The following is a 23,680-nucleotide window of genomic DNA, read 5'->3' as shown; positions in this document are numbered from 1 at the left end:
TGCATGCACATGCAGCGGACGTCATCGACGTGCCGCTGCCGCATGGGGTGGAATGAAGGTGGGGTTCGTCGCCGGTGGGGACGTTTAGTGGTTTACGTCAATTCGACTTCGACTTCGCCGAGCCCGTCGATATGGCCATAGACGCGGCCCGGCCCATCGACGCGATGTGCGCCCACATACGAGCCCGTCGTAATGGTCCATTCCGGCTCGATCGTGATACCCATGGCCGCGCAATGGTTGACGAACCACACCAGCAGCTCGCGCGGGTCGCCTGCCGGGTTGCCCGGCGATTCGGGCACGAGCGACTTGCCGTCGAACGTCAGTTCGAGTTCGGGCGAAACAAAATCGAACGAACGCGCGATCGACGCATAAGACACGGGATGCCCCGTCACCAGTGCACCATTGTTCTGGGCGTCGGCGAGTTGCGCGAGCGGCGCGATGTTCGGCCATTCGGCAAAACGGCTGTCGACGATCTCGATAGTGGGGAGCACCGACCCCACGCGCGCAAGCACTTCATCGCGCGCATAGGCCTGGCCTTGCGGCTCGATCGGCTCGGCAAAGCGGAACGCGACCTCCAGTTCCAGCAGTACGCGGAAAAACGCACCATGTTCGAGCCTCGCCGGCGATGCAACCGTCAGCGCGGCAGGAATCGGCGCACCCGAGGTCGGGCCGCCCGGGGCTTTGGCACCGATTTTCCAGGCGCCCGTCTCGCCGCCCAGGCCCGCGATCACCGCCTGCTGGATCGCGTAGGCCGTGGCCGCATCGGGCGGAAGGCTGTCGAGCGGCAGCGTGCCGATGGCGCGGTGCTGGCGGCGCGCATGCACGATGCGTTGCGCGAGGTCGTGATCCGTCATGTCGTTTCCCTGTTGGCTGTGTTGGGGCGTGGCGAGGCAGATGCAACGGCGCATCACGTTGCGGCAAGGCAAAGACCGCGACGAGGGATGCCGCACGGCCTTCACGTAATACGGTCTGCATGCCGTCATGCGGCCTGGGACGATGCATGACGGCATCGGGTGGCCGGTTCGCCACCGCGTCCGTCAATGTACCGGAACAATTACGCGCCGGGTCGGGTTCGGTGTGCGCCAAAACGAAAAAGACGACTGCCCTGGCATGGGCAGTCGTCCCGGTTCTGCATCACTTCGCAACCGTTCGCATCAGCGGACGAAGCGCTCGCTCACGCACGGCGGCGCATGCCGCCTCGCAAGCCCGGTTTTGGTGCGTCAGAAAGTTTCCCAATCCGCATCCGATGTCGCCGCTGCTTTTTGCGGCGCCGCTGCCGCACGGGCAGGCGCGGATGCGGGCGAAGCGACGGGCGCTGCGGGCGCCGGGCTCACCGCGGGCATGGACGGCGCGATCCTGCGGGGCGCGCTGACGGGCGCGGCGTGGCGCACGGGCCGCTTGGCCGGCGTGGCGGCGAATGCGCCGCCTGCGTCGTCGACCTGGAACACGGAAACGGTCGTACGCAGCTTGGCCGCCTGCTCTTCCAGTGACGACGCAGCCGCCGCCGCTTCCTCGACGAGCGCCGCGTTTTGCTGCGTCACTTCGTCCATCTGCGTGACGGCGCGGGCGACCTGGTCGATGCCGCTGCTCTGCTCTTCGGAAGCTGCGGCGATTTCGCCCATGATGTCGGTCACGCGCTGCACGGCGCTGATGATCTCCGTCATCGTGCGGCCTGCTTCGTCGACCAGCGCCGAGCCCGCCTGCACCCGCTCGACCGACGTATCGATCAGTTCCTTGATCTCCTTCGCCGCCGCCGACGAGCGCTGCGCGAGGCTGCGCACCTCGCCCGCGACCACCGCGAAGCCGCGGCCTTCCTCGCCCGCGCGTGCCGCTTCGACGGCCGCGTTCAGCGCAAGGATGTTGGTCTGGAACGCAATGCCTTCGATGATCGCGATGATGTCCGCGATCTTCGCCGAGCTCTGGTTGATGTCGCCCATCGTGCCGACCACCTGGCTGACCACCGAGCTGCCCTTGTTGGCGATGTCCGACGCGTTCGCCGCGAGCGCGCTCGCCTGGCGGGCATTGTCGGCATTCTGCTTCACGGTGCCCGTCAGTTCTTCCATGCTCGACGCCGTTTCCTGCAGCGCCGACGCCTGTTCTTCCGTACGCGACGACAGGTCGATATTGCCCGCCGCGATCTGGCGGGTGGCCGTCGCGATCGACTCGCTGCCCGAACGCACGGAACGCACGGTCTCCGTCAGGCTGCGCTGCATCTTGCCGATGCCGTCGATCAGCTGGCCCATTTCGTCACGCGAGGTCGGCACGACGGGGCGGCGCAGATCGCCGGAAGCGATTGCGTCGAAGTGCCCGAGCGCTTCCGACAGCGGCCGCGCAATCGCGCTGCGCAGCGTGAAGTACGAGAACAGCGCCGCCAGCACGCCCGCGGCAAGGCCGATGATGCTGATCACACGGAACGTCGAGAAGCTCGACTGCGCGCTGTCGAAACCGTCTTTCGCCTGTTCGAACTGATATTTGCGCAGCGTGTCGTCGGCCGTGGAGAGTTCGTTGTAGGCGGCTTGCAGTCGCTTCGCGCCGTCGAGGATTTTCGGTTGATCGTTTGCGCTAACGGTTGCGTAAAAGGACTCCATCACCTGATGCAGCGCGTCCCGCTTGCCCGAGGCTTCCTGCGCGAGGCGATCTTCTTCGCTTCCGCGCGGCAGCGACAGATAGCGTTTCCACCATTCGTCCGACAGCGTGCGCATCGAGCGCGCGCGCTCCAGCGTCGAGGCGGCTTCCGGCGTGCCGATCATGAACGCCGCGCGATCCAGCGCGAGACGCTCGCGCGCCGCATAGATCTCGGCGTTGCCGATATCGACGGCGCTCGGCATCTGGTTCGTGTACATGTCGCGCATCGATTCGTTCGAGCGGCTCAGGCCGAACAGCCCGAGAAGGCCGATCGCGACCAGCAACGCGGCGAGAAAAGCCATCGTCAGGCCGATTCGCGCCTTGATGGTGATGCCCTTGTTCATGCTTCTTCCTGTGAGATGTCGATGAGAGGCGCTTGGTAACGCATTGCGTATGCGGTGGTTGTGCGCGGCGCCGTTTGCTATGGATCGTGACGCTCTGACTGCGTTTACGGCACATCGACGGAAGACTTGAAGCTTCTATATGGTCTGATGAAATAGCTCGGAAGGAATTGTAAGTATTACAAGTCGCGGCGGGCGGCGACCCGCCGGGCTTCGAGGACCGCGCGCGTCAGGCGCCGCCGACTTCGGCGCGAGTGGGAATGGAAGGCTGCGCGCCGGCGCGCGTCACCGACAGCGACGCAGCGCGCTGCGCGAAGCGGATCGCATCGGCAACATCCGCGCCGCACGCCAGTTGCGCAGCAAAGCCGCCGATGAACGTGTCGCCCGCAGCCGTCGTATCGACGGCCTTCACGCGCGGCGCATCGAAATGCTGGGGTGCCGCCTCGCCGAGCGCGGCCACGAGGCCTTGCGCGCCAAGCGTGACGATCGCGTTGCGGGCGCCCGCGCGGCGCAATGCGTCGGCGGCGGCGTTCGCCTCAGCGGGAGACGTGACGGGCAGCCCCGTCAGCGTCGCGGCTTCGAGTTCGTTCGGAATCAGATAGTCGATGAGAGGCAGCCAGTCTGCGGGCAGCGGGCCGGTAGCGGGCGCGGGATTGAGAATGACGGTTTTGCCGAGCCTTCGCGCGGCAGCGAGCGCTGCGTGCACGGCGGCGGGCGGCGTCTCCAGCTGGCAGATCACGACCTGCGCCGCCGCCAGCGCGGCCTCGTGCCGCGCGAGCGTCGCAGGCGTCACCTCGCCGTTGCTGCCCGCGATGATGACGATCGCGTTCTGGCTGCCGTCGTCGACGATGATGAGGGCAACGCCCGTCGGTTCCGTCGTGCTCGTTTCCAGCGCCGTGCAGTCGATGCCTTCCGCTTCGAGACCCGCGCGCAGTTGCGCGCCGTTGGGATCGGCGCCGACACAGCCGAGCATCGACACCTGCGCGCCGAGCCGGGCCGCAGCAACGGCCTGATTGCCGCCCTTGCCGCCCGCGACCTGCGCGAACGCGTGGCCCGCGAGCGTTTCGCCCGGCTGGGGCAGACGCGGCGCACGCGCGACGAGATCCATATTCAGACTGCCGACCACGGTTACATGGCCACGCGCTTCGTTCGTTGCCACGGTTGCCTCCTGTGGTTGCCAACCGGGCGCCGCCTCGTTGCGCCCGCATGCATCATGCGCGCGGCGCGGCTGCGCTCAGGCCGCTTTGACGCCGCGACGCGCGCCCGCAAAAGCCGCCGTCGATTCGCGCAGGATCAGGCGCGGCGCGATTACGCGGCGGCGGAACGCGGCGCCCGTGGGCGCGCCCGCCGGCGTGCCGCTGATGCGTTCGATCAGTGTCTGCGCCGCCATTTCGCCGAGCGCGCGCACCGACTGGCCGACCGTCGACAGCGCCGGGTACGTGAAGCGCCCCAGTTCGATGTCGTCGAAGCCGATTACCGAGACGTCCTGCGGCACGCGCAGGCCGCGCTCGGCCGCCGCGCGCAGCGCGCCGATGCCCATCATGTCGTTGCCCGCGAAAATCGCGGTCGGCTGCACGGTGTCGAACAGCTGTCCCGCCGCGCGGTAACCGCCGCTGCCCGAAAAATCGCTTTCGACGATGCCGTTCGGCGCGATCTCGATGCCGCGCTCGGCCATCGCGCGAATGAAGCCGTGCACGCGCATCGCGCTGACGGCCGTCTCGACCGGGCCGGTGATGCAGCCGATCTTCGAATGCCCGAGTTGCAGCAGATGGCGCGTAGCGAGATAGGCGCCCTTTTCGTGGTCGATCTGCACGAGATCGGCGGAAACGCCTTCGATGTTCCGGTCGACGATCACCAGCGGCTCGCGCGAATCGGCCAACGTCCTGGCGAGCGTCGCGTCGTCGCCCGCCGATGCGACGATCAGTCCGTCGATCCGCTTTTCCTGCAGCACGCGCAAGTAATTGCGCTGCTTCGCAGGATCGTCGTCCGAGTTGCAAAAGAACAGGCAATAGCCATTGCGCGCGCAACCGTCCTCGATCCCGCGCGCGAGTTCTGCGAAATACGGGTTCGTGCTGTTGGGCACCACGAGGCCGATCGTCGTCGTCGAGCGCGCCTTCAGCGACCGCGCGACGGCGGATGGCACGTAGTTGAGCTGGCGGATCGCCAGTTCGACCTTCGAGCGCACATCCGCCGACACCGGCCGCGTATTGTTCACGACATGCGACACCGTCGTGAACGACACGCCGGCGATGGCCGCCACATCCTTGATCGTCGCCATAAGCTGAAAACCCCCTGCCTGTTCTTATTGCTGGCCAATGCAGCTTATGCTGCATCCGCGGTGCTCTCGTTAGTTCTTACTGGGTGTCCGCCGTCCCGCGCCACGGCGGCCCCGTTTCAACTGCGCTTGCGCCTGCTGCGGTACGTGTCCAGCACGACCGCGACCACGATCACGGCACCCGTGATGATCCGCTTGGTCGGCTCGTTCGCGCCGATCTGCGCGAGGCCCGCCGCCAGCACCGAAATGATCAACACCCCAAAAAACGTGCTGATCACCGAACCGCGTCCGCCCATCAGACTCGTGCCGCCGATCACGACAGCCGCGATCACCTGCAGCTCCACGCCGGCGCCCGCGTTCGGGTCGGCCGCTTCCAGGCGCGAGATCTGAAACAGCGCCGCGAGCCCGGACAGCGCGCCCATCAACGCGAATACGATCACCTTGTACGGCTTCGGGTTCACGCCCGCGAGCCGCACCGCTTCCTCGTTCGTGCCGATGCCGACCAGATAGCGGCCGAACACCGTACGCGTCAACACCAGTTGCGCGACGATCATCACGGCCACCGCGATCAGGAACGCCGGCGAAATGCCGACGGCGATCGGGTTCGACAGGAAGTCGAACGCGTCGCCGATATAGGCGGTGCGCGAGTTCGTCATCTGATACGCCAGGCCGCGCGCCGCTTCCAGCACGCCGAGCGAGACGATGAACGACGGAATCCGCCAGCCCACCGTCACCGCGCCCGTGACGGTGCCCGTCAACGCCGCCGCGGCGAGACCCAGCACCGCCGCCGCGAACGGACCAAGCTGCCACTTCAGCGCCGCGACGCTCACGACCGACGCGCCGAGCGCCAGCACCGAGCCCACCGACAGGTCGATGCCCGCGATGATCAGCACGAAGGTCATGCCCACCGACATCACGACGAGATCGGGAATCTGGTTCGCGATCGTGACGAACGTGTCGTACGTCAGGAAGTGCGAACTCAGCACCGAAAACAGCGCGATCATCGCGATCAGCGCGCCCGCCAGACCAAGATAGTTCGAAAAGCCCAAACGCGTGCCCGCCGGCTTGCCGCTTGCGAGCGGCGCCGACGGATCGGCGGCGGGCGCCGAGGCGGCGCCCGCGCTCGCCGTCGAATCCTTGTCCGTGACCCTTTGGTCGTTCATGACTGAGTCTCTCCTTGATCGGTGTCGTGCGTGTGCAGCAGCGCCTCGCGATTGCGATAGCCCGCGAATGCCGCCGCGAGCAGCGCGTCCTGCGTCCACTCGTCCCGTTCGAACACACCCGTCATGCGTCCCGCCGACATCACGCCGATCCGGTCGCAGATCAGCATCAGTTCGCGCAGGTCGCTCGACACGACCACCAGTGCGCGCCCATCACGAGCCAGCGCGCCCATCAATCCATAAATATCGAACTTCGCGCCGACATCGATGCCGCGCGTCGGTTCGTCGAATAGCAATACCCTGCAATCGCGCGCCAGCCACCGGCCGATCACGACCTTCTGCTGGTTGCCGCCCGACAACTCGCCGACCGGCTGCGCCGGCCCCGACGTGCGGATGCGCATCGCGTCGATCTGTTTCTTCGCCAGTGCGTTCTCGCGCCTCGCGTCGACGATGCCATGCCGCGCGACGCTGCGCAGATTGCCCAGCGACACGTTCGCCGCGATCGGCTGCGGCAGCAGCAGGCCTTCGCCCTTGCGGTCTTCCGTGATCAGCGCAATGCCGTGCTTCACGGCGTCGGCGGGCGTATCGATTTGCACGGGCGTGGGCGCAGAGCCCGGCGCAGCCGCCAGCGACACCGTCCCGCCATCCTTCGGGTCCGCGCCGTAGATGAGCCGCATCAGTTCCGTGCGGCCCGCGCCGATCAGCCCGCTGACCCCAAAAATCTCGCCCGCCTTCACCTCGAACGACACGTCGCGCACCACGGGCGCGCGACTCATGCGCTCGACCTTCAACAGCGTCGCGCCGATATTGCGCACGCCCAGATCGATCCGTTCGCCGAGCTCGCGCCCGACCATCAGCGTGACGATCTGGTCGCTCGTCAGGTTCGCCATCGCATCGACGCGCACCAGCTTGCCGTCGCGCAGCACGGCGATCCGCTCGGCCACGCGCGCCAGCTCTTCGAGCCGGTGCGAGATATAGACGAGCGCGACGCCGCGCGCCTTCAGCGCGTCGATCTGCTCGAACAGCAGGTCGACTTCGCGCGCTGTCAGCATCGCCGTCGGCTCATCCAGAATCAGCACGCGGCAGTCGCCGATCAGGTTTCGCGCAATCTCGACCATCTGCTGATGGCCGATGCCCAGCTCGCCGACCAGCGTATCCGGGTCGATCGCCTCCAGCCCGACTTGCGCCATCGCGCCGCGCGCGTCCTCGCGCAACTTGCCGCGATCGATCCAGCCGAAACCGTTGCGCGGGAGACGGTTCAGGAACAGGTTCTCCGCGACCGACAAGGTCGGCAGCAGATTCAGTTCCTGCATCACCATCCGGATGCCGAGCGCTTCCGCTTCCGTGCGGCTCGCGGGTGCATACGGCCGGCCTTCGAGCTGCATCGTGCCCGTCGTCGGATCGACCAGCCCGCCAATGATCTTCGACAGCGTGCTCTTGCCCGCGCCGTTCTCGCCCGTCAGCGCGAGCGCCTCCCCGGCGTGCAACGCCAGCGAAACGTCGGCCAGCACAGGCTCGACGTAGGTCTTGCCTATGCCTTTCACGGACAGCACGGCAGGCAATGTTTCTTGGTCGGTTGATGCCATCGTGATCCAGATCTCGTAGCCGCCGCGCGGCGCCTGCGCGAACCCGGCAAGGCCGGCATCACGTCGGGCGGCGCTGGCTGGCGGCCGCGCACGTCATGCGGCAAGCGGGCACGAACAAGGCCACAAGCAAGACACAACCCTGCGCATTCCGAAGCAGAATGCCTCGGGTTGCGCGTAGCCCGTCCGCTTCCTCGCGCGAATCGCCCGCCGTCATGACGCTTACCTCTGGCATAACGGCGGCGCGGCGAATTTCTTGAGCGTTTGGTTAACATTCGCGCGAGGCCGGCACGCACCACTGGCAGCGTGCCGGCCGACACCCGCGCGGGCCGTTACTTCGTGACGAGATCGACCGGCGTTTCGACGACGCCCAACAGGTCCGACTGCTTCTTGTGCTCGGAGATCGCCTTGAGCGCGACGTCGATGCCGAACACGGCCTGCTTGGCTGCGTACTGGTCAGCCGTGGCGAGCACGCGGCCATCCTTCAGCATCGGCTTGATTGCGTTGATGTTGTCGTAGCCGACCACATAGACCTTGCCCTGCTTGCCCGCCGCGCGCACCGCCGACACCGCACCGATCGCCATGTTGTCGTTGCCGCACAGCAGCGCCTTGATGTTCGGGTATGCATTGAGCATCGACGACGCGATCGCATTGCCCTTGTCGATTTCCCATTCGCCCGATTGCACCGAGTCGATCTTCGCGCCGACCTTCTGCATCGCCGTCTTGAAGCCGGCCGTGCGCTGTTGCGCGTTGGTCGTGGTCGACACGCCTTCGATGATGCCGACCTCGTCGCCCGACTTCAGCTTCTTGGCCAGATAGTCGCCGACCTTCTCGGCGCCCTTCGCGTTGTCCGGGCCGACGAACGGCACGTTCAGATCTTTCGACTTCAGCACTTCCGGATCGAGCCGGTTGTCGATGTTGACCACGATGATGCCGGCATCGACCGCCTTCTTGACCACGGGCACGAGCGCCTTCGAATCAGCCGGCGCGAGCACGATTGCATCGACCTTCGACACGATCATCTGCTCGACGATGCGGATCTGATTGGCCGTGTCGGTCTCGTCCTTGATGCCGTTCGTGATCAGATCGAACTGGTTGGCGTTGTGCTTCTGGTAGTCCTTCGCGCCCGTTTCCATCGTCAGGAAGAACTCGTTGGCGAGCGACTTCATCACGAGCGCGACTTTAGGTTTCTTCGCGGCCTGGGCCCACGCCGAAGAAAACGGCATCGCGGCGGCTGCCGTGAGCACGACGGCGGTGGTCAAAACGCGGCGGCGAATGCGTAGGTTCATGCAGTATCTCCAGTTGTTGGACTCGTGCGAGCCCGTTTTTTGATTGTCCGCAAACGTTTGCGAGCGCTATTCTCGGCGGCGCCTGTTCGCAGTGTCAACGACTGACGGTGCTGCGCTGCACAGCACGCCGCGACGCCCGGCGCGCGGCCGGACGCACGGTGTGCCGTCGAGCTTCGGCGGTACGGCGAATGACGTCGTTGCAAGAATGGCTCGCTTGTTCTGCGTTGGTTGGCCGTGCGAACCGCGCGGCCTGTGCAAAGGCTCGCGTCCTGTTCGCAGCGGCGCTCGTTGCTGCCCGGCGCTGGAACGCGCCGGTATGGCCTTACTGCTGCTTCCCTATCTTCCCGCGAGCCGCAAGTTATGTGGCAAGCAGGTCGCATATGCTGGCGCTTAATTGCGCGTGCTGCAAGTTAAATAGCGCTTGTCATCGGGGTCTGCGCAACAGATGGGACGTGGGTATCATGAAGCGGATGGCGCGGTCGGCGCTTGCCGTTGCGCGCGGCATCGCGGCCTGGCCGTGTATTCATCTGCGGAGTTGCCACGGGGTTGCCATGTTAGGTATCAGTCAGTTCCCGCTGTTTCTCATCGCCGTCACCGTGCTCAATCTGACGCCGGGGCCCGACATCGCGTATGTGGCGGGCCAGAGCATCGCACAAGGCCGGCGCGCAGGCATGCTTTCCGCGCTGGGTGTCGCGTTCGGCGGCTGCATGCATACCGTCGCGTGCGCGCTCGGCATCACGGCGCTGCTGGCGGCATCACCGGGCGCCTTCAATGCGATCAAGTGGATCGGCGCCGCCTATCTGATGTATCTCGGCTTGCGCATGCTGTGGCCCGCGGCGACCGCCGTGGTCAAGGGAGAAGCAGCACCTGCCGCACCGCGTCTGTCGCGTGGCACGCTGCTGTTTCGCGGCTTCGTGACCAACGCGTCGAACCCGAAGGTGCTGCTGTTCTATGTCGCGTTCTTCCCGCAGTTCGTCAGCGCCGACAGCCCGCACAAGACGCTCGCGTTTCTCCTGCTGGGCGCCGTGTTCGTGACGCTCGGACTCATCAACGACTGCGTGATCGCGTGGCTCGCTGCGACGGCGGCGCGCGCCGTGAACTCGCGGCCTTCCGTGCGGCGGTGGATCGACCGGGTGGTCGGCGCGGGCTTTATCGGCCTCGGTGTGCGGCTCGCGTTGACGAAGCGCTGAGCAATTCGTCGGTGACGTACTCGTCAAGGCGACCCACGTGCGTCAAAGCCAGTTCGCCTTCTTGAAGCCGCGGTACAACCCGAAGTCGATCAGCAGCATCACGAGCAGGCAGATGGGATAACCGTACTTGAAGTGCAGTTCTGGGATCTCCTGGAAATTCATCCCGTAGATGCCGGCAATCATGGTCGGCACGGCGAACAGCGCGGCGAACGAGCCGAGCCGCTTGGTCACCTCGTTCTCCGCCAGCGAGATCATGCCGAGGTTGACCTGGATGGCCGTGACGATCATTTCACGGCGGCCTTCGATGGTCCGTACGCTGCGGTCCAGATGGTCGTACACGTCGCGGAAATACGCCTGCATGCCGACGCAGATGGCGGGAATGCGCCCGCCCGTCAGCTTGCTGATGCCTTCGAGCAACGGCGCGATGTGATGCTGGAGCATCACGAGACGGCGCTTCAACGAGTACAGGTCTTCGATGATCGCGCGGGACGAGGCCAGGTCGTGCTTGTCGAAGATGCGGTCTTCGATTTCCTCGATCTCGGTGCCGATCGCTTCGAGAATCGGGAAGTACCGGTCGACGACGTTGTCCGCAAGCGCATACAGCACGAACGCCGAGCCTTCCTTCAACAACTGCGGCTCGCGCTCGCAACGGGCGCGGACCTCCTGAAACCCGTGACGTGTGCCGCGCCGCACCGACAGCACATAGTTCGAGCCGACGAACACATCGACTTCGCCGATCACGAATTCGCCGTCGTCGTCGGTTTCGATGGTGTGCATGACGGCGAACAGCGAGTCGCCGTACTCCTCGATCTTCGGACGCTGGTGACCATGGCGTACGTCCTCGACGGCCAGTTCGTGCAGTCCGAACTCGTGTTTCATCACTTCGAGTTCGCCGGGGCCGGGATCTTTCAGCGCGACCCAGACGAAGCATTCGGGTTTGGCGACATAGACGCTGATGTCGTCGATTTCGATGTCGGCCAGTTTGCGGCCGTCCTGGTACGCGGCGCAGTTGATCAGCATGATTGAATACCTTGAATACGAATCGGCTTTGCGGATTACAAAGTGTTAGTCGCGATGGGCGAGCCGATGTCTCCGTCGGTCTCATCCCAATGCAAAGCCGCGCGGCGCGCGGTGTCAAGCTGCGATGTTACGTGGAGTTGAACCGCTACGCTGTGTCGAATTGTCAACGCTGCGCCGCACCTGGCTCGATCCCTGACTGTCGATCAGTTGGCGACGCGCCGCAGCATGATGCGGTGGTCGTCGTTGAACGAGACGCTGGCGCGATTCGAGTAGCGGCTGTCGGGCGTAACGATGAAGTTGATCTCGACGACGGGGTCGAACTGCGTCGACACCCCGATGCGATGCGTGCCGGGCGTAAGCCAGAAAACGATGTGCTCGCCGTTCATGATGTCCGCGACCCGCTCACCGTCGACATACACGAGCGCGTCGCGAAACCGCACGATCACGTTATCGCTCCGCTCGCGACGCAGATCGACGGCGACCTTGTCGGCGCCTGGCTGCGTGTAGCCCTGCTTGACGATGCGCTCGGCGGGGACGTCCTTGAACGGCACCTTGTCGGCGGGTGTTGCTGCGCAACTGGACAGAAGCACGGCGACGACGGCAGCGACGACAGCGCCTGGGGCCGCCGCCCTGACCTTGCTCGCTACCCCCGACGCGCGGCTTTGCGGGCGTGTCATCGTTCGTCTCCCCGTTGCATGGTTTGCCTTCGCTGCCTGGTCGATGGGTCGAGTCATTGTGCCGTCATGCGCCCGCTGCGCGGTGCCACGCCGAACGTCATGCGTCCAGGGCCCGGAACGGGTTCAGCACCTGCGCGCCCGTGCCATCGAAGTCTGCCACGTTGCGCGTCACGACGGTCAGGTTGTAGATCAGGGCCGTCGCCGCGATCAGTTTGTCCAGCGAATGCGCGGGATCCGGCACGCGCAGATGGCCCCATGTCTGCGCGACGTCCGTGCCGACGTTCAGAATGTGGCTGCTGAAGGAGTCGATGATCGTGTCGAGCCAGCCTTCGAGGCGCAACGCCTGGAATTTGTCGCCCCGATGCCGGATCAGGTCGACGCCACGGCGCAACTCGCCAACGGTCACGACCGAAAGATACAGGCGATGCCCGCCTTCCCTCGCCGTTTCAAAGAAAGCCTGCACGCCGGGGTTGGCGCGGCTGCTCTTGCGCATTTCGCTGATTACATTGGTGTCAATCAAATACACCCGGTCCCCCGCTATCGTCAGTTGCGTCGTTGCGGCGCTCGAAATCGGCGTCATCGCCGACGTCGGGCATGCTCATCAGCCACTCCGCGAAGCTGAGCTTTTTGGGCTGAAAAAGCGCCTGCGCCAGGATTTCCCGATGCTCTGCTTCGACGCTGCGCCCGTGAGCCGCGGCCTGTTCACGCAGGTTCTGCACCAGCGCATCGTCCAGACCTCGGACCAAAAGATTTGCCATTTCCATTCCCCGCCACACGTGTGATAGCAATGATATCAAACGGATTTGCACAGTCAATCTGGCCGGATGGCATAGGGGTTGCGGCATGCCGCCATCCCCTTCAACATCGCTTGCGGCGGCTCGCGGACGGCGCGACCGCCCCTCACTTTCACCATCGGGATTCATCGACGTGACGCATCTGGTTTTTATCTGTGGCCATGCGGGCACCGGCAAGACGACGCTCGCCAAACGCCTGATCAGCCCATTGATGAGGGCAACCGGCCAGGCCTGTTGCCTGCTCGACAAGGACACGCTCTATGGCGTCTATAGCGCGGCTGCGATCGGCGCACTGACGGGCGATCCGAACGATCGCGACAGCCCGCTCTTCCTGCAGCACTTTCGCGACCCGGAGTACCGTGGACTGTTCGACACGGCCGCCGAGAACCTCCGGCTCGGCATCGGCGTGATCGCCGTCGCCCCGCTGTCGCGCGAGGTGCGCGAGCGCAAGCTGTTCGATCACGCTTGGCTCGGCGTGCCGACAGAGGTCAACATCAGCGTCGTGTGGGTGTCGACAGACGAAGAAACAGCGCGCGAGCGGATCGCCGCGCGCGGCAATCCGAACGACGCCTACAAGCTCGCGCATTGGGACGAATACCGGCAGCGCCGCTTCGTGCCGTCGGGTGACGCGTGCGACGGCCTTCTGGTGTTCGACAACACGGCGCCCACACCTGCCGATTACGACGCACTGCTCGCGCGGATCGTGCAGGCACCACAACCATCAGGAATGACACTGCCGCCGATGCCTGTGTAACCCAACCCGTCCACGCCTCCAGCAAGTGCAACGGGGTAAACGACAAAGCGGGCGTCCGACCACCAAGGTCGGACGCCCGCTTCGTTATCGCATGATGAACGGCTCTCTCTGAAGCCTCGATCGGTCAAACCGGCCCTCGGTCAGGCGGCTGTTTCGCCTGAAGTCAGACGGTCGCCATTGCATCCAGCGCACGGCCTTCGTACAACTGGCCAAAGCGGTTCGCGAGGAAATCGCGCAGGGCTACCTGCTCCTGACGCACGAAGCCGCTTTGCGGCAGCTTCTTTTCGCGGAACAGGTCCAGCACCGCGCACATCGCGCCCGCCGTGGTGATCTGGATCGCGCTCATCGGCACGCCGCAGACCGTCTTCGCGAAGATCTTGCGCGTGAACACTTCCTGTACCAGCTGCCCGTCGCGCACACCCGTCACGGTAATGAACACGAGCACGACGTCCTGAGCCGTCGACGGCACCGAGCGACGCATGATCGTCTTCAGCGTGTCGCGGTCGGTGGACAGGCGCAGGTCTTCGAGCAGGAACTGCATCAGGTCACGGTGACCCGGATAGCGCACCGACTTGTAATCGAGCGTTTCGACGCGGCCCGACAGCGTCTCGCATAGCGTGCCCAGGCCGCCCGACGTGTTGAACGCCTCATACTCGGTGCCGTCGAGCGAGAAATGCTCCAGGCCTTCGAGCGGCTGCACCCATTGCGTGCGGCTGTCGCGGATCGCTTCGCAGGGCTGGCAGTATTCGTTGATGAGGCCGTCGACGCTCCACGTCAGGTTGTACTTCAGCGCATTGGTCGGAAACTCGGGCAGCGCGCCGACGCGCATCTTCACGTCGCGGATTTCGGTGAAACGGTTCGCCAGCTCATGCGCGGCAATGCCGATGAAACCCGGCGCGAGACCGCATTGCGGCATGAACGCGTGGTCGGCGCCGTCGGCGATCGCGCGGATGGCGTGTGTTGCGCGCACGTCTTCCGTCAGATCGAAGTAATGCACGCCCGCGCCCTTCGCCGCCGACGCGACGCTCACCGCGAGGTAATACGGCAGTGCATTGACGAGCGCGTCGAAGCCCTGGATTTCGGCGCGCAGCGCGGCGGCGTCGGCGGAATCGACGCGGCGCGTCGGGATGCCTTGCGCGGCCAGTTTGTCGAGCGCGTGCTGATCGCGGTCCAGCGCGAGCACTTCGTAGTCGCCCGTCTCACGCAGCATGTGCGCGATGGTGTGACCGATCAGACCCGCGCCAACGATGGCAACTTTCATGCGCTTCTCCTTTGTTTTCTCTGGTTGATGTCGGCGCGCCGCAGCGAACCTCTACCCAAGAGTTTATGGAGAAGGTGAGTCGGTTTATAGGCGCAAAGTGCTGCGCAATGACCATGATTTTCGACGAAATGACGAAGCATTTCGTCGATTCGTCGAAAACCTGTCAAAACCGCGTAAACGCGCGCCGCCAGACAGACGCAGGCATGCTCACGGACTGCTCATGCCGCGGTCGATCTTGCGCGACAGGATGATCGACGTCGTCGTGCGTTCGACACCCGCCAGCCCGCCGATCTGATCGAGCAGATCGTTCAGCCGCTCGGGCGAATCGGCGCGCAGCCACGCGACGTAATCGAACTCGCCGCTCACGGCGCACAGCAGCTGCACCTCGGGCATGCGGTTCAGTTTCTTCAGCACGTCCGCCCCGAACTTCGGCGCGATGATGATGCCGACATACGCATGCATGCTCGCGTCGAGCACATCCTGCCCGAGCCGCACGCTATAGCCGGCGATCACGTTGGTCTTTTCGAGCCGCGCGATCCGCGCGATCACCGTGGTGCGCGCAACGCCCAGTTGCCGCGCGAGATTCGCGACGCTTTCGCGCGCATTGGCTTGCAGCAGCGCGACGAGGTTGCGGTCGAGTTCGTCGAGTTGATCGAGGCGCGGTGGTCTCATCGATTCAAGGTCAAGGTTGAGAGCGGACGCTCGCCGAGTACGGCGAGCCGATGACGCGGATTATGCGCCTTGCGCACGCCCGCGCGAATACATGCGGGCTGCACATATCGTACGAGCAGCGCAGTGAGTGCATCAGGCGCCGAAGCGCTCGATCACGAAGTCGATGAAAGTGGTCAGCTTCGGCGTCGGTTGCCGGTCGCGCGGATAGATCAGATGCACGGGCGCGCCGTCGGGCAGATAGTCTTCGAGTACGGACACGAGTTCGCCCTGTTCGATCTCGCGCGTCAGCAATGCTTCGGGCTGCAGCACCAGACCGAAGCCGCGCAGCGCCGCCATCTTGAGCGCCTGGCCGTTGTTCGCGCGAAAGCGTCCGGGGCGCAACTGATAGTCGCTCTCGGCATCGCCGTCCAGACGCCACAATCCTTCGCGTCCCCAATGCAGAAAACCGAGGCATTCGTGATGCACGAGGTCGGCCGGCGTCTTCGGCGTGCCCATGCGCTGCAGATAGGCGGGCGACGCGCACGCGCGCATCCGGTAAGGTTTCAACGGCCTTGCGACGAGACTCGAATCGGGCAGGCGGCCAATCCGCACAGCGGCATCGAAGCCCTCTTCGACCAGATCGAACACACGGTTCGACAGATCGAGTTCGAGACTGACCTCGGGATACAGGTTCAGGTAATCGGTCATCGCGGGCGAGAACACTTCGACGCCGTACGTCAGCGGTACCGTCACCTTCAACGTGCCGCGCGGCGCCGACGTCATCGCTTCCGCGAGCGACTCCGCCGCCTTTACGTCGGCGAGAATGCGCCGGCACTGCTCGTAATACTGGCGGCCGATTTCGGTAAGGCTTTGACGGCGCGTCGTGCGCGTCAGAAGACGCGTCGAGAGTTGCGATTCGAGCGAGCGGATATGCTTGCCGACCATCGCCGAAGACAGATCGAAACGCTCCGCGGCTGCCGTGAGGCTGCCCGCTTCGACGACGGCAACGAAAACTTCCATGCTGACGAATTTATCCACCGGCTATTTCCGATCGTTTCGGTTGTAAGCAGTTGTCGCAATAGAGACGCAATGAAGCGATATCGTGATACTAATAGCGCACAGCATGATGCATGTCGAAGACGGCGCGTCCTGCAGCAATTAGTCTCATACGAACAGACAACAGGAGTCTCAATGAAAAAAACTCTCGCTATTCTCGCTTCCGCGTTGACCATGAGTGCCGCATTCGCGCAGACGGCTGCGCCCGCAGGCGCCTCCGCGCCGGCCATGTCGGCCGCTTCGCAGCCTTCGGGCAAGGCTAGCCACGAGCAGCGCGTCGAAGACCGGATCAAGTATCTGCACACGCAACTGAAGATCACCTCGGCGCAAGAGTCGCAGTGGAACGCGTTCGCCGACGTCATGCGTAACAACGGCGAAACGATGGGCAAGCTGTTCGAGGCACGCCATGCGAATCCGAACGTCTCCGCGCTCGACGATATGAAGCAGTACGCCGAGATCACGCAGGCACATGCCGACGGCACGAAAAAGCTCGTCGACGCGTTCGAGCCGCTGTACAACAGCTTCTCGCCGGAGCAGAAGAAGCTGGCCGACACGACCTTCCGCCGTCAGCCGCCCGAAGGCCGCCCGCATCACAACCGCTCGCGCAAGCCGGCCGCGCCGGCTTCGGATGCGACCGTCAAGCCGTAAGCTACATCACGAAGAATCACAGCGCCTGCCCTCACCGGCAGGCGTTTTTTATTAGGCGCCGCGAGAATCTGGCATCATGCGCGCCTGCGCCGCGTATGCGATGCTGTTTGCATGTCGCATCGATGCCCGCTTATTGGTGGGCTCCGTTACGCGCCCCTGTCAATTTCAGCGTTATCTCGCCTCATGATCGAACTGAAGAACATCGACCTGCTCACGGACCCCGCCGCCCAGCGCGTCGTCAAGGACGAAACCGTCGCCGTGCAATTTGCCGCGGATGACGGCGAACTGATGAGCCTCGAAGGGCCGAACCGCTACACGCGCGGCGACGCGCTGATCACGGGCTCGACGGGCGACCGCTGGGTCGTGTCGCGCGAACGCTTCGACGCGAAGTACCTGCCTGCCGACGCCGCTCTCGTACATGGCGAAGCCGGCGCGTACCGCAACCGTCCCGCCGTGGTGCTCGCGAAGCGGATGGACGAAGCGTTCTCGCTCGCGCGCTCGGAGCAAGGCGGCGATGTCCTCAAGGGCACGGCCGGCGACTGGATCATGCAGTACGCACCCGGCGACTATGGCGTCGTGCAGGCCGCGCGCTTCGCCAAGGTCTACCGGCTCGCCGACTGAGCGCAACGCTTCCGGCTCACGCGAACTCGTCACCGAGTTCGACGGTCACTTCGCGCGGAATGGTCTTGCCTTCCGCGTACTCTTCTTCGAGCGACCCCAGCGTCGCTTCCACGTAGGCGCGCAGGATGGCGAAGCTGCGGCCCCGCACGCGCGGCGGCATCGCGCGATAACGCGCGAGCGCGGCAGGTGCGATGGCAACCGTCAACTCCATGCGCTTCGCCGTCGAGCCGAAACGCATCGCGACCCAATGCACGACGATCTGCGGCACGCCGTTCTCGTCGGCACGCTCGATGAACTGCGTCTGCTCGGGAAAGAGATCGCTGATGACGCGCGCGAGCTCTTCAATCTCCGCGTTCGCGCATTCGTACTGATAGGCTTCCATGTCGATTGGCCTCTGGCCTTTTACTCTGTTGATCTGTTGATCCGCGTTGACGATCAGGCTGCGCGCGACGCGCGCCGGTGCAATCGGATCAGCGCAGCAGCCACTGCGATCGCCGCGACGGCATAGATGGCATCGACGGTCACGAGCGACAGCAACCCCGCCTGCGACATCGCAGCCGGCACATCGATCAACGCGTGCGCGACGATCGCGACGGGCAGTATGGCACGCCAGCCGGCGCGCACGCCGCGCCACATCAGCACCGACAGCCCGAGCTGGAATACCAGCGCCGCCACGCGTTCGAGCACGAACACACCCGCCATCGCCGGCGAAAGGCTCGCCAGCAACAAATGGATGCGCATCAGCGGTCCCGCCGGCATGTTGCTGAGATAGGTGTCGAGTTGCCCGCGATTTTCGAGCACGCCGAACGCGATCCATTGCGCCTGCACGATCACGCCGATGAGCCAGGCCTCCGCGCCACCGTGACCGAGACCGTAGGCAAGCGCGGTGCCGTCGTGCGCCGTGTCGTGCGTCGCGCCGCCTGTTTGGCGCCGTGCGAGCCAGCGCATCGCAATGAAGCGCCCCACTTCCTCGCAGATACCCGCAACCAGCGCGCCGTAGACGACGAACGCGAGCGGGTCGGACAGCCACTCGCTCGTCGCCGCGTTTCCGCGCAGCAGATAATCGTTGAGCGCGCGCTCGATCACCATCGCGGACAGCGCGAATACGGCGATCCCCGCGATCGCGTCGCGCCGGTTCATGCCGAACGGCGTGCGCCAGCGGCGATACAGATAGACGGGAAGCAGCGCGACGAAGATCGTCGCGACGGCGAGCACGGCAAGCGTGATGGGAGAAACGGGCAAGTCGGACATGGGCTTGGGGACGGCGCGTCGCACGCGCAAAGAACGGAACTCGCCGCGCATTGTAAGCGCGATGCCCGAAACCCGGCGGATTGACGCGGATCAGCGCGCCGTCGATGCGCGCTCGATCAGTTCGCCCGGCAGCACGCAGTCGCGCGCGCTGGTCTGCTCGCCATCGATGCGCTGATGCAGAAACTCGACGGCCCGATAGCCGATATCGTAGGTCGGCTGGCGAATCGTCGTGATGCCGGCAAGCTCGGCCCATTCGGGATCGTCGATCGACAGCAGCGCGACGCGCTTCTGCCAGTCCGCACCATGCCGCTGGTTCAAATGCCGCGCGAGCGCCAGCGCGACCAGCCCATTCGCTGCAAACAGCGCGACGCGCGCCCCTGCATCCTGTTCATGCGGGGCGATCGCTGCATCCAGTTCGGCATCGAGCGCGCTCAAGGTCTGAGCGAGTTCGTCGGCGTCGCCCAGTTCCAGCACGACAGTGCGACCGCTTACCTGCGGATATTGTTCGAGTGCCTGGTGAAACGCCGCTTCGCGCTGACGCCGCGAACTGATGTGCTCGAACGGCTGCACGACGAACCACAGCTTGTCGAACCCGCGTTCGACGAGATGCCGCGTCGCGAGCGTCGTAGCGCCCTGGTTATCGAGGCCGACCATATCGGTCACGAGCCCCTCGACGGACCTGTCGACCAGCACGGCCGGAATCCCGCCCTCGCCGACAGGCCGCAGCGTCTCTTCGCTGACGCCGAGCGCATTGACGATCACGCCTTCCACGCGATACGTGGTCAGCAATTGCAGAAAGCGCCGCTCCATGTCGACTTCGTTCGCCGCGTGGCAGATCAGCGGCATATAGCCAAGCGCGTGACACGCGGCCTCGACACCTTGCAGCACTTCGACGGAATAGGGGTTCGTCAGGTCCGCGACGAGCATGCCGATCAGGCGATTGCGCCCACGCTTGAGGCCGCGCGCCATCTGGTTCGGCTGATAGTCGAGCCGTTCGATCGCGGCTTCGATGCGCGCGCGCAGTTGCGGCGACAGCACGCTTAGTTCGCCGTTCAGATAGCGCGAGATGCTCGTCTTGCCCGTGCCCGCCTCGCGGGCGACGTCGCTGATCGTGGCACGGCGCGGTGCGCCTGACGGCGGCGTGTTCATTGCGACAGGACTTCGCGGTTGACGATGTTGATCTCCAACGTGCCATCGAGCGCGCCGACCAGGTTTTCCGCTGCGCAGCGCGCCATCGCGTGGCGCGTCTCGTGCGTCGCCGAGCCGATGTGCGGCAGCGCGACCACGTTCTTCATTTTCAGCAGCGGCGAGTGGGGATCGACGGGTTCCTGGTCGAACACGTCGAGGCCCGCGCCATGAATCGTGCCCGCCTGCAGGGCTTCGGTCAGCGCGTTCTCGTCGACCGTCTGGCCGCGCGACGCGTTGATCAGAATCGCGCTCTTCTTCATCTTGCGCAGTTCGTTCGCGCCGATCAGGTGACGCGTTTCCGGCGTCAGCGGCACTTGCAGGCACACGAAGTCGGAGGTCGCTAGTAGTTCGTCCAGTTCGACGCGGCGCGCGCCGTAGCGCTGTTCGGCTTCCGCGTTCGCGCTGCGGTTCGTGTACTGCACCTTCATGTCGAAGCCGAGTGCCGCACGACGCGCCACCGCGCCACCGATCCGCCCCAGACCGACGATGCCGAGCGTCTTGCCCTGCACGTCGACGCCGAACAGTGCAGGGCCGATGCTCGCCTTCCACTCGCCCGCCTTCACCCAGTCGGCCAGTTCGACGACGCGCCGCGCGCTCGCGAGGATCAGCGAGAACACCGTATCCGCCGTCGATTCCGTCAGCACGTCCGGCGTGTGCGCGAGCACGATGCCGCGCTTCGTCAGGTCGGCGACGTCGAAGTTGTCGTAGCCGACCGAGATCGTCGACAGCGCCTTGAGCTTCGCCGCGCCATCGAGCATCGCGGGCGTGATCTTCACGCTCGCGCCGATCGCGCCGTCGGCGTCCTTCAGCGCGGCGACGAACGCGTCGTGCTGCGCGGCGTCCGCCTGCACGACGTCGGCATGTTGCTGGAGATACGCGAGCACATCATCCGGCAGCGGCTTGTACGCGACGATCTTTCGCTTCATCGAATCATTTTCCTTGCAACGGGGTGGCGAGAGCCGGAGTCTGCATCGGCTGCGGCTTGACGGCAAGCGTCAACACCACGGCGGCGATCAGCGCGACGCTCATGAACACATACGACGCCGAGGGCGAGCCCGTCGCGCCGTTCAGATAACCGACCACATACGAACCGACGAACGAGCCGAGCGCGCCCATGCTGTTGATCAGCGCCATCGCGCCGCCCGCGACGTTCTTCGGCAGCAGCTCCGGCACGATCGCGAAGAACGGGCCGTACGGCGCGTACATCGCGGCGCCCGCAATCACCAGCAGCGCATACGACATCCAGAAGTGCGTCGAGCCGAGCGCATAGGAACCCGCGAAGGCCGCCGCGCCGATCAGCAAAAACGGCCACACGAATGCCCGCCGGTTATTCAGTTTATCCGACGCCCACGACGCCGCGAGCATCGCGATCGTCGCAGCCAGATACGGCAGCGCCGACAGCCAGCCCGTTTCGACCATGCCGAGCGACGAACTGTTCTTCAGAATGGACGGCAGCCACAGCACGAAGCCGTACACGCCGATGCTCCAGCAGAAGTACTGCGCGCACAGCTTGATGACGGCGGGCGAGCGGAACGCTTCGCCGTAGTTGCGCATCGGCTTGATCGCGGCCTGCTCGGCGCGCAGCGTGTCGGCGAGTTGCTTCTTGTCCGCGTCCGACAGCCATGTCACCTGCTCGGGCTTGTCCTTCACGATAAACCACCAGCAGACGGCCCAGACGATCGCCGGAACGCCTTCCGCGATGAACATATGGCGCCAGCCGAACGAATGCACCAGGTAGCCCGACACGACCGACATCCACAGCACCGTCACCGGGTTGCCGAGAATCAGGAACGTGTTGGCGCGCGAGCGTTCGCGCCTGGTGAACCAGTTGCTGATGAAGATCAGCATCGCGGGCATCACGGCCGCCTCGACGACGCCGAGCACGAAGCGGATCACCATCAGCGACGGAATGTTGCTGACCACGCCCGTCAGCGCCGCGCAGCCGCCCCACAACACCAGGCTCCAGAACACGAGCTTCTTGACGCTCTTGCGTTCCGCGTAGATCGCGCCGGGAATCTGGAAGAAGAAGTAACCGAGAAAGAACAGCGCCCCGATCAGCGACGACAGCCCCTTGCTGATCCCCAGATCCTGATTGATGCCCGCGGCAGCGGCAAAGCCGTAGTTCGCGCGGTCGAGATAAGCGAGGCTGTAGGTGATGAAAACGATCGGCATGATCGTCCACCAACGTCGAATCGCAAGTGATGAGGACATGAATGTCTCCTGTGACTGGCTGAGGCGGTCGGGTGGCGTGCTGTTGAGCCGCGCTTTGCTCGTCAGAGCGTTCACGCGGCCGGGCATCTTGTTGTCGTGTCGTGCTGCTGAATCGTGAAGCGTTATGCGGCAAGCGGGTCGGCGTGTTCGAGCGCGTCGAGTTCGGTGCGCGTCGGCAGGCCTTCCGAATCGCCGATCACCTGGATCGCGAGCGCGCCGATGCGATTGCCGCGCGCCACCGCCTGCGGCAGCGTGCGGCCTTCGAGCAATGCGCTCACTACGCCGACGGCGAAGCCATCGCCCGCGCCGACGGTATCGACGACTTTCTCGACGCGCTGCGCCGCGACGACGCCCGAATCGGTCGCCGTGCGGTAATACGCGCCTTGCGCGCCGAGCTTGACGACGACGCCCTTCGCGCCGCGGTCCAGGTAAAACTGCGCAATGTCTTCTGCTTTCGTGTAGCCCGTCAGAATCTCGCCTTCGCCGATGCCGGGCAGCACCCAGTCGGCGAACGTCGCGAGTTCGTTCAATGCAGCCGCCATCGCTTCACGCGACGGCCACAGCGTCGGGCGCAGATTCGGGTCGAACGAAATCGTCTTGCCTGCCTGCCGCATTTCGCGCGCCAGATGGAACGCCAGCTCGCGCGACGTCGCGGAGATGGCAGGCGCCACGCCCGTCAGATGAAGGTGACGCGCGGGCAGCACATAGCCAGGCACGTAGTCTTCGAGCGACAGATGGCTCGCTGCCGAACCCTTGCGGAAATATTCGACGGCGGGATCGCTGCCGTCGTCGTTCTTCGACTTCAGCTGGAAGCCGGTCGGATAGCGCGCGTCGGTCGTCACGCAACTCCCGTCGATGCCTTCCCTGGTCAGCGTGTCGCGCACGTACTGGCCGAACGAATCGTCGCCGACGCGGCTCATGTAGCCCACCTTGAAACCGAGGCGCGACAGGCCGATCGCCACATTGAGATCGGCGCCCGCGATGCGCTTCGTGAACTGGCCGACGCCTGCGAGCGCGCCCGTTTCGGCGGCGACGAACATTGCCATCGCTTCGCCGTAGGTAATGACATCGAGTGTCGGATGCAT

The 23,680-nt window shown here is 64.9% G+C and carries 24 protein-coding genes; 4 read left to right on the top strand and 20 right to left on the bottom strand.

The genetic code is table 11. The features are described from left to right. Positions 1 to 92: 92 nt before the first annotated feature. The 7 genes from PPGU16_RS07095 to PPGU16_RS07065 form a co-directional block, all read right to left on the bottom strand. The gene (locus PPGU16_RS07095; RefSeq protein ID WP_180722287.1) at positions 93 to 854 is read right to left on the bottom strand and encodes a 2-keto-4-pentenoate hydratase; all 762 of its coding nucleotides are present in this window, start codon (positions 852 to 854) and stop codon (positions 93 to 95) included. Between the two features lie 366 nt (positions 855 to 1,220). Next, positions 1,221 to 2,969, bottom strand: a complete 1,749-nt coding sequence (locus tag PPGU16_RS07090; protein WP_180722286.1) for a methyl-accepting chemotaxis protein — start codon at positions 2,967 to 2,969, stop codon at positions 1,221 to 1,223. A gap of 226 nt (positions 2,970 to 3,195) precedes the next feature. Beyond that, positions 3,196 to 4,125 (bottom strand): ribokinase, encoded by a 930-nt coding sequence (gene rbsK, locus PPGU16_RS07085; protein WP_180722285.1) that lies wholly within the window; start codon positions 4,123 to 4,125, stop codon positions 3,196 to 3,198. A 75-nt stretch (positions 4,126 to 4,200) separates the two neighbouring features. Beyond that, a complete protein-coding gene (locus PPGU16_RS07080) occupies positions 4,201 to 5,244 on the bottom strand; it encodes a LacI family DNA-binding transcriptional regulator (RefSeq protein WP_180722284.1) in 1,044 nt (347 codons plus the stop codon). Positions 5,245 to 5,360: 116 nt separating this feature from the next. Continuing rightward, positions 5,361 to 6,404 carry an ABC transporter permease gene (locus tag PPGU16_RS07075; RefSeq protein ID WP_180722283.1) on the bottom strand — a complete coding sequence of 348 codons (1,044 nt, stop codon included), beginning with the start codon at positions 6,402 to 6,404 and terminating at the stop codon, positions 5,361 to 5,363. Next, entirely contained in the window at positions 6,401 to 7,987 is a 1,587-nt protein-coding gene (locus tag PPGU16_RS07070) for a sugar ABC transporter ATP-binding protein (protein WP_180722282.1), read from the bottom strand. The genes PPGU16_RS07075 and PPGU16_RS07070 overlap by 4 nt, the downstream gene beginning before the upstream one ends. A gap of 329 nt (positions 7,988 to 8,316) precedes the next feature. Then, entirely contained in the window at positions 8,317 to 9,273 is a 957-nt protein-coding gene (locus PPGU16_RS07065) for a sugar ABC transporter substrate-binding protein (protein ID WP_180722281.1), read from the bottom strand. Positions 9,274 to 9,824: 551 nt separating this feature from the next. On the opposite strand from PPGU16_RS07065, the gene PPGU16_RS07060 reads away from it, so the two are divergent. Beyond that, entirely contained in the window at positions 9,825 to 10,463 is a 639-nt protein-coding gene (locus PPGU16_RS07060; protein ID WP_180722280.1) for a LysE family translocator, read from the top strand. 42 nt (positions 10,464 to 10,505) lie between these two features. Here PPGU16_RS07060 and corA read toward each other — a convergent pair whose 3' ends face one another. The 4 genes from corA to PPGU16_RS07040 form a co-directional block, all read right to left on the bottom strand. Next, a complete protein-coding gene (gene corA / locus PPGU16_RS07055) occupies positions 10,506 to 11,483 on the bottom strand; it encodes a magnesium/cobalt transporter CorA (RefSeq protein ID WP_180722279.1) in 978 nt (325 codons plus the stop codon). A 203-nt stretch (positions 11,484 to 11,686) separates the two neighbouring features. After that, on the bottom strand, positions 11,687 to 12,160 hold the full coding sequence (locus PPGU16_RS07050; RefSeq protein WP_180722278.1) for a hypothetical protein: 474 nt from the start codon (positions 12,158 to 12,160) through the stop codon (positions 11,687 to 11,689). Positions 12,161 to 12,257: 97 nt separating this feature from the next. Beyond that, a complete protein-coding gene (locus tag PPGU16_RS07045; RefSeq protein ID WP_180722277.1) occupies positions 12,258 to 12,686 on the bottom strand; it encodes a type II toxin-antitoxin system VapC family toxin in 429 nt (142 codons plus the stop codon). After that, entirely contained in the window at positions 12,673 to 12,918 is a 246-nt protein-coding gene (locus PPGU16_RS07040) for a FitA-like ribbon-helix-helix domain-containing protein (protein ID WP_180722276.1), read from the bottom strand. Before PPGU16_RS07040 ends, PPGU16_RS07045 begins: the two co-directional genes overlap by 14 nt. A gap of 169 nt (positions 12,919 to 13,087) precedes the next feature. On the opposite strand from PPGU16_RS07040, the gene PPGU16_RS07035 reads away from it, so the two are divergent. Then, complete coding sequence (locus tag PPGU16_RS07035; protein ID WP_180722275.1) at positions 13,088 to 13,708, top strand: P-loop nucleotide/nucleoside kinase family protein; 621 nt, start codon at positions 13,088 to 13,090, stop codon at positions 13,706 to 13,708. A gap of 163 nt (positions 13,709 to 13,871) precedes the next feature. Here the strand turns inward: PPGU16_RS07035 and PPGU16_RS07030 are convergent, their stop codons facing one another. The 3 genes from PPGU16_RS07030 to PPGU16_RS07020 form a co-directional block, all read right to left on the bottom strand. Continuing rightward, the gene (locus tag PPGU16_RS07030; protein WP_180722274.1) at positions 13,872 to 14,969 is read right to left on the bottom strand and encodes a saccharopine dehydrogenase family protein; all 1,098 of its coding nucleotides are present in this window, start codon (positions 14,967 to 14,969) and stop codon (positions 13,872 to 13,874) included. A 207-nt stretch (positions 14,970 to 15,176) separates the two neighbouring features. Further along, complete coding sequence (locus PPGU16_RS07025; RefSeq protein ID WP_180722273.1) at positions 15,177 to 15,641, bottom strand: Lrp/AsnC family transcriptional regulator; 465 nt, start codon at positions 15,639 to 15,641, stop codon at positions 15,177 to 15,179. Between the two features lie 132 nt (positions 15,642 to 15,773). Further along, complete coding sequence (locus tag PPGU16_RS07020; RefSeq protein ID WP_180722272.1) at positions 15,774 to 16,658, bottom strand: LysR substrate-binding domain-containing protein; 885 nt, start codon at positions 16,656 to 16,658, stop codon at positions 15,774 to 15,776. Positions 16,659 to 16,811: 153 nt separating this feature from the next. On the opposite strand from PPGU16_RS07020, the gene PPGU16_RS07015 reads away from it, so the two are divergent. Together PPGU16_RS07015 and PPGU16_RS07010 are read left to right on the top strand one after the other, a co-directional pair. Beyond that, positions 16,812 to 17,324 (top strand): Spy/CpxP family protein refolding chaperone, encoded by a 513-nt coding sequence (locus PPGU16_RS07015; RefSeq protein ID WP_180722271.1) that lies wholly within the window; start codon positions 16,812 to 16,814, stop codon positions 17,322 to 17,324. A gap of 183 nt (positions 17,325 to 17,507) precedes the next feature. Then, positions 17,508 to 17,945, top strand: coding sequence for a PGDYG domain-containing protein (locus PPGU16_RS07010; RefSeq protein WP_180722270.1), 438 nt, complete (start codon positions 17,508 to 17,510; stop codon positions 17,943 to 17,945). 16 nt (positions 17,946 to 17,961) lie between these two features. Here the strand turns inward: PPGU16_RS07010 and PPGU16_RS07005 are convergent, their stop codons facing one another. The 6 genes from PPGU16_RS07005 to PPGU16_RS06980 form a co-directional block, all read right to left on the bottom strand. Beyond that, positions 17,962 to 18,327: a DUF3022 domain-containing protein gene (locus PPGU16_RS07005; RefSeq protein ID WP_180722269.1), complete on the bottom strand. Its 366-nt coding sequence runs from the start codon at positions 18,325 to 18,327 to the stop codon at positions 17,962 to 17,964. Between the two features lie 53 nt (positions 18,328 to 18,380). After that, positions 18,381 to 19,196, bottom strand: coding sequence for a YhfC family intramembrane metalloprotease (locus tag PPGU16_RS07000; RefSeq protein ID WP_180722268.1), 816 nt, complete (start codon positions 19,194 to 19,196; stop codon positions 18,381 to 18,383). Positions 19,197 to 19,286: 90 nt separating this feature from the next. Further along, positions 19,287 to 20,345 (bottom strand): LacI family DNA-binding transcriptional regulator, encoded by a 1,059-nt coding sequence (locus PPGU16_RS06995; protein ID WP_180722267.1) that lies wholly within the window; start codon positions 20,343 to 20,345, stop codon positions 19,287 to 19,289. Beyond that, on the bottom strand, positions 20,342 to 21,310 hold the full coding sequence (locus PPGU16_RS06990; RefSeq protein WP_180722266.1) for a 2-hydroxyacid dehydrogenase: 969 nt from the start codon (positions 21,308 to 21,310) through the stop codon (positions 20,342 to 20,344). The genes PPGU16_RS06995 and PPGU16_RS06990 overlap by 4 nt, the downstream gene beginning before the upstream one ends. A gap of 4 nt (positions 21,311 to 21,314) precedes the next feature. Further along, positions 21,315 to 22,595 carry an MFS transporter gene (locus PPGU16_RS06985; RefSeq protein WP_180722265.1) on the bottom strand — a complete coding sequence of 427 codons (1,281 nt, stop codon included), beginning with the start codon at positions 22,593 to 22,595 and terminating at the stop codon, positions 21,315 to 21,317. A 122-nt stretch (positions 22,596 to 22,717) separates the two neighbouring features. Then, positions 22,718 to 23,680, bottom strand: a complete 963-nt coding sequence (locus tag PPGU16_RS06980; protein WP_180722264.1) for a sugar kinase — start codon at positions 23,678 to 23,680, stop codon at positions 22,718 to 22,720.

It is taken from the genome of Paraburkholderia largidicola (assembly GCF_013426895.1).
Classification (GTDB): domain Bacteria; phylum Pseudomonadota; class Gammaproteobacteria; order Burkholderiales; family Burkholderiaceae; genus Paraburkholderia; species Paraburkholderia largidicola.
This window is presented reverse-complemented; position numbering and strand designations above follow the sequence as displayed.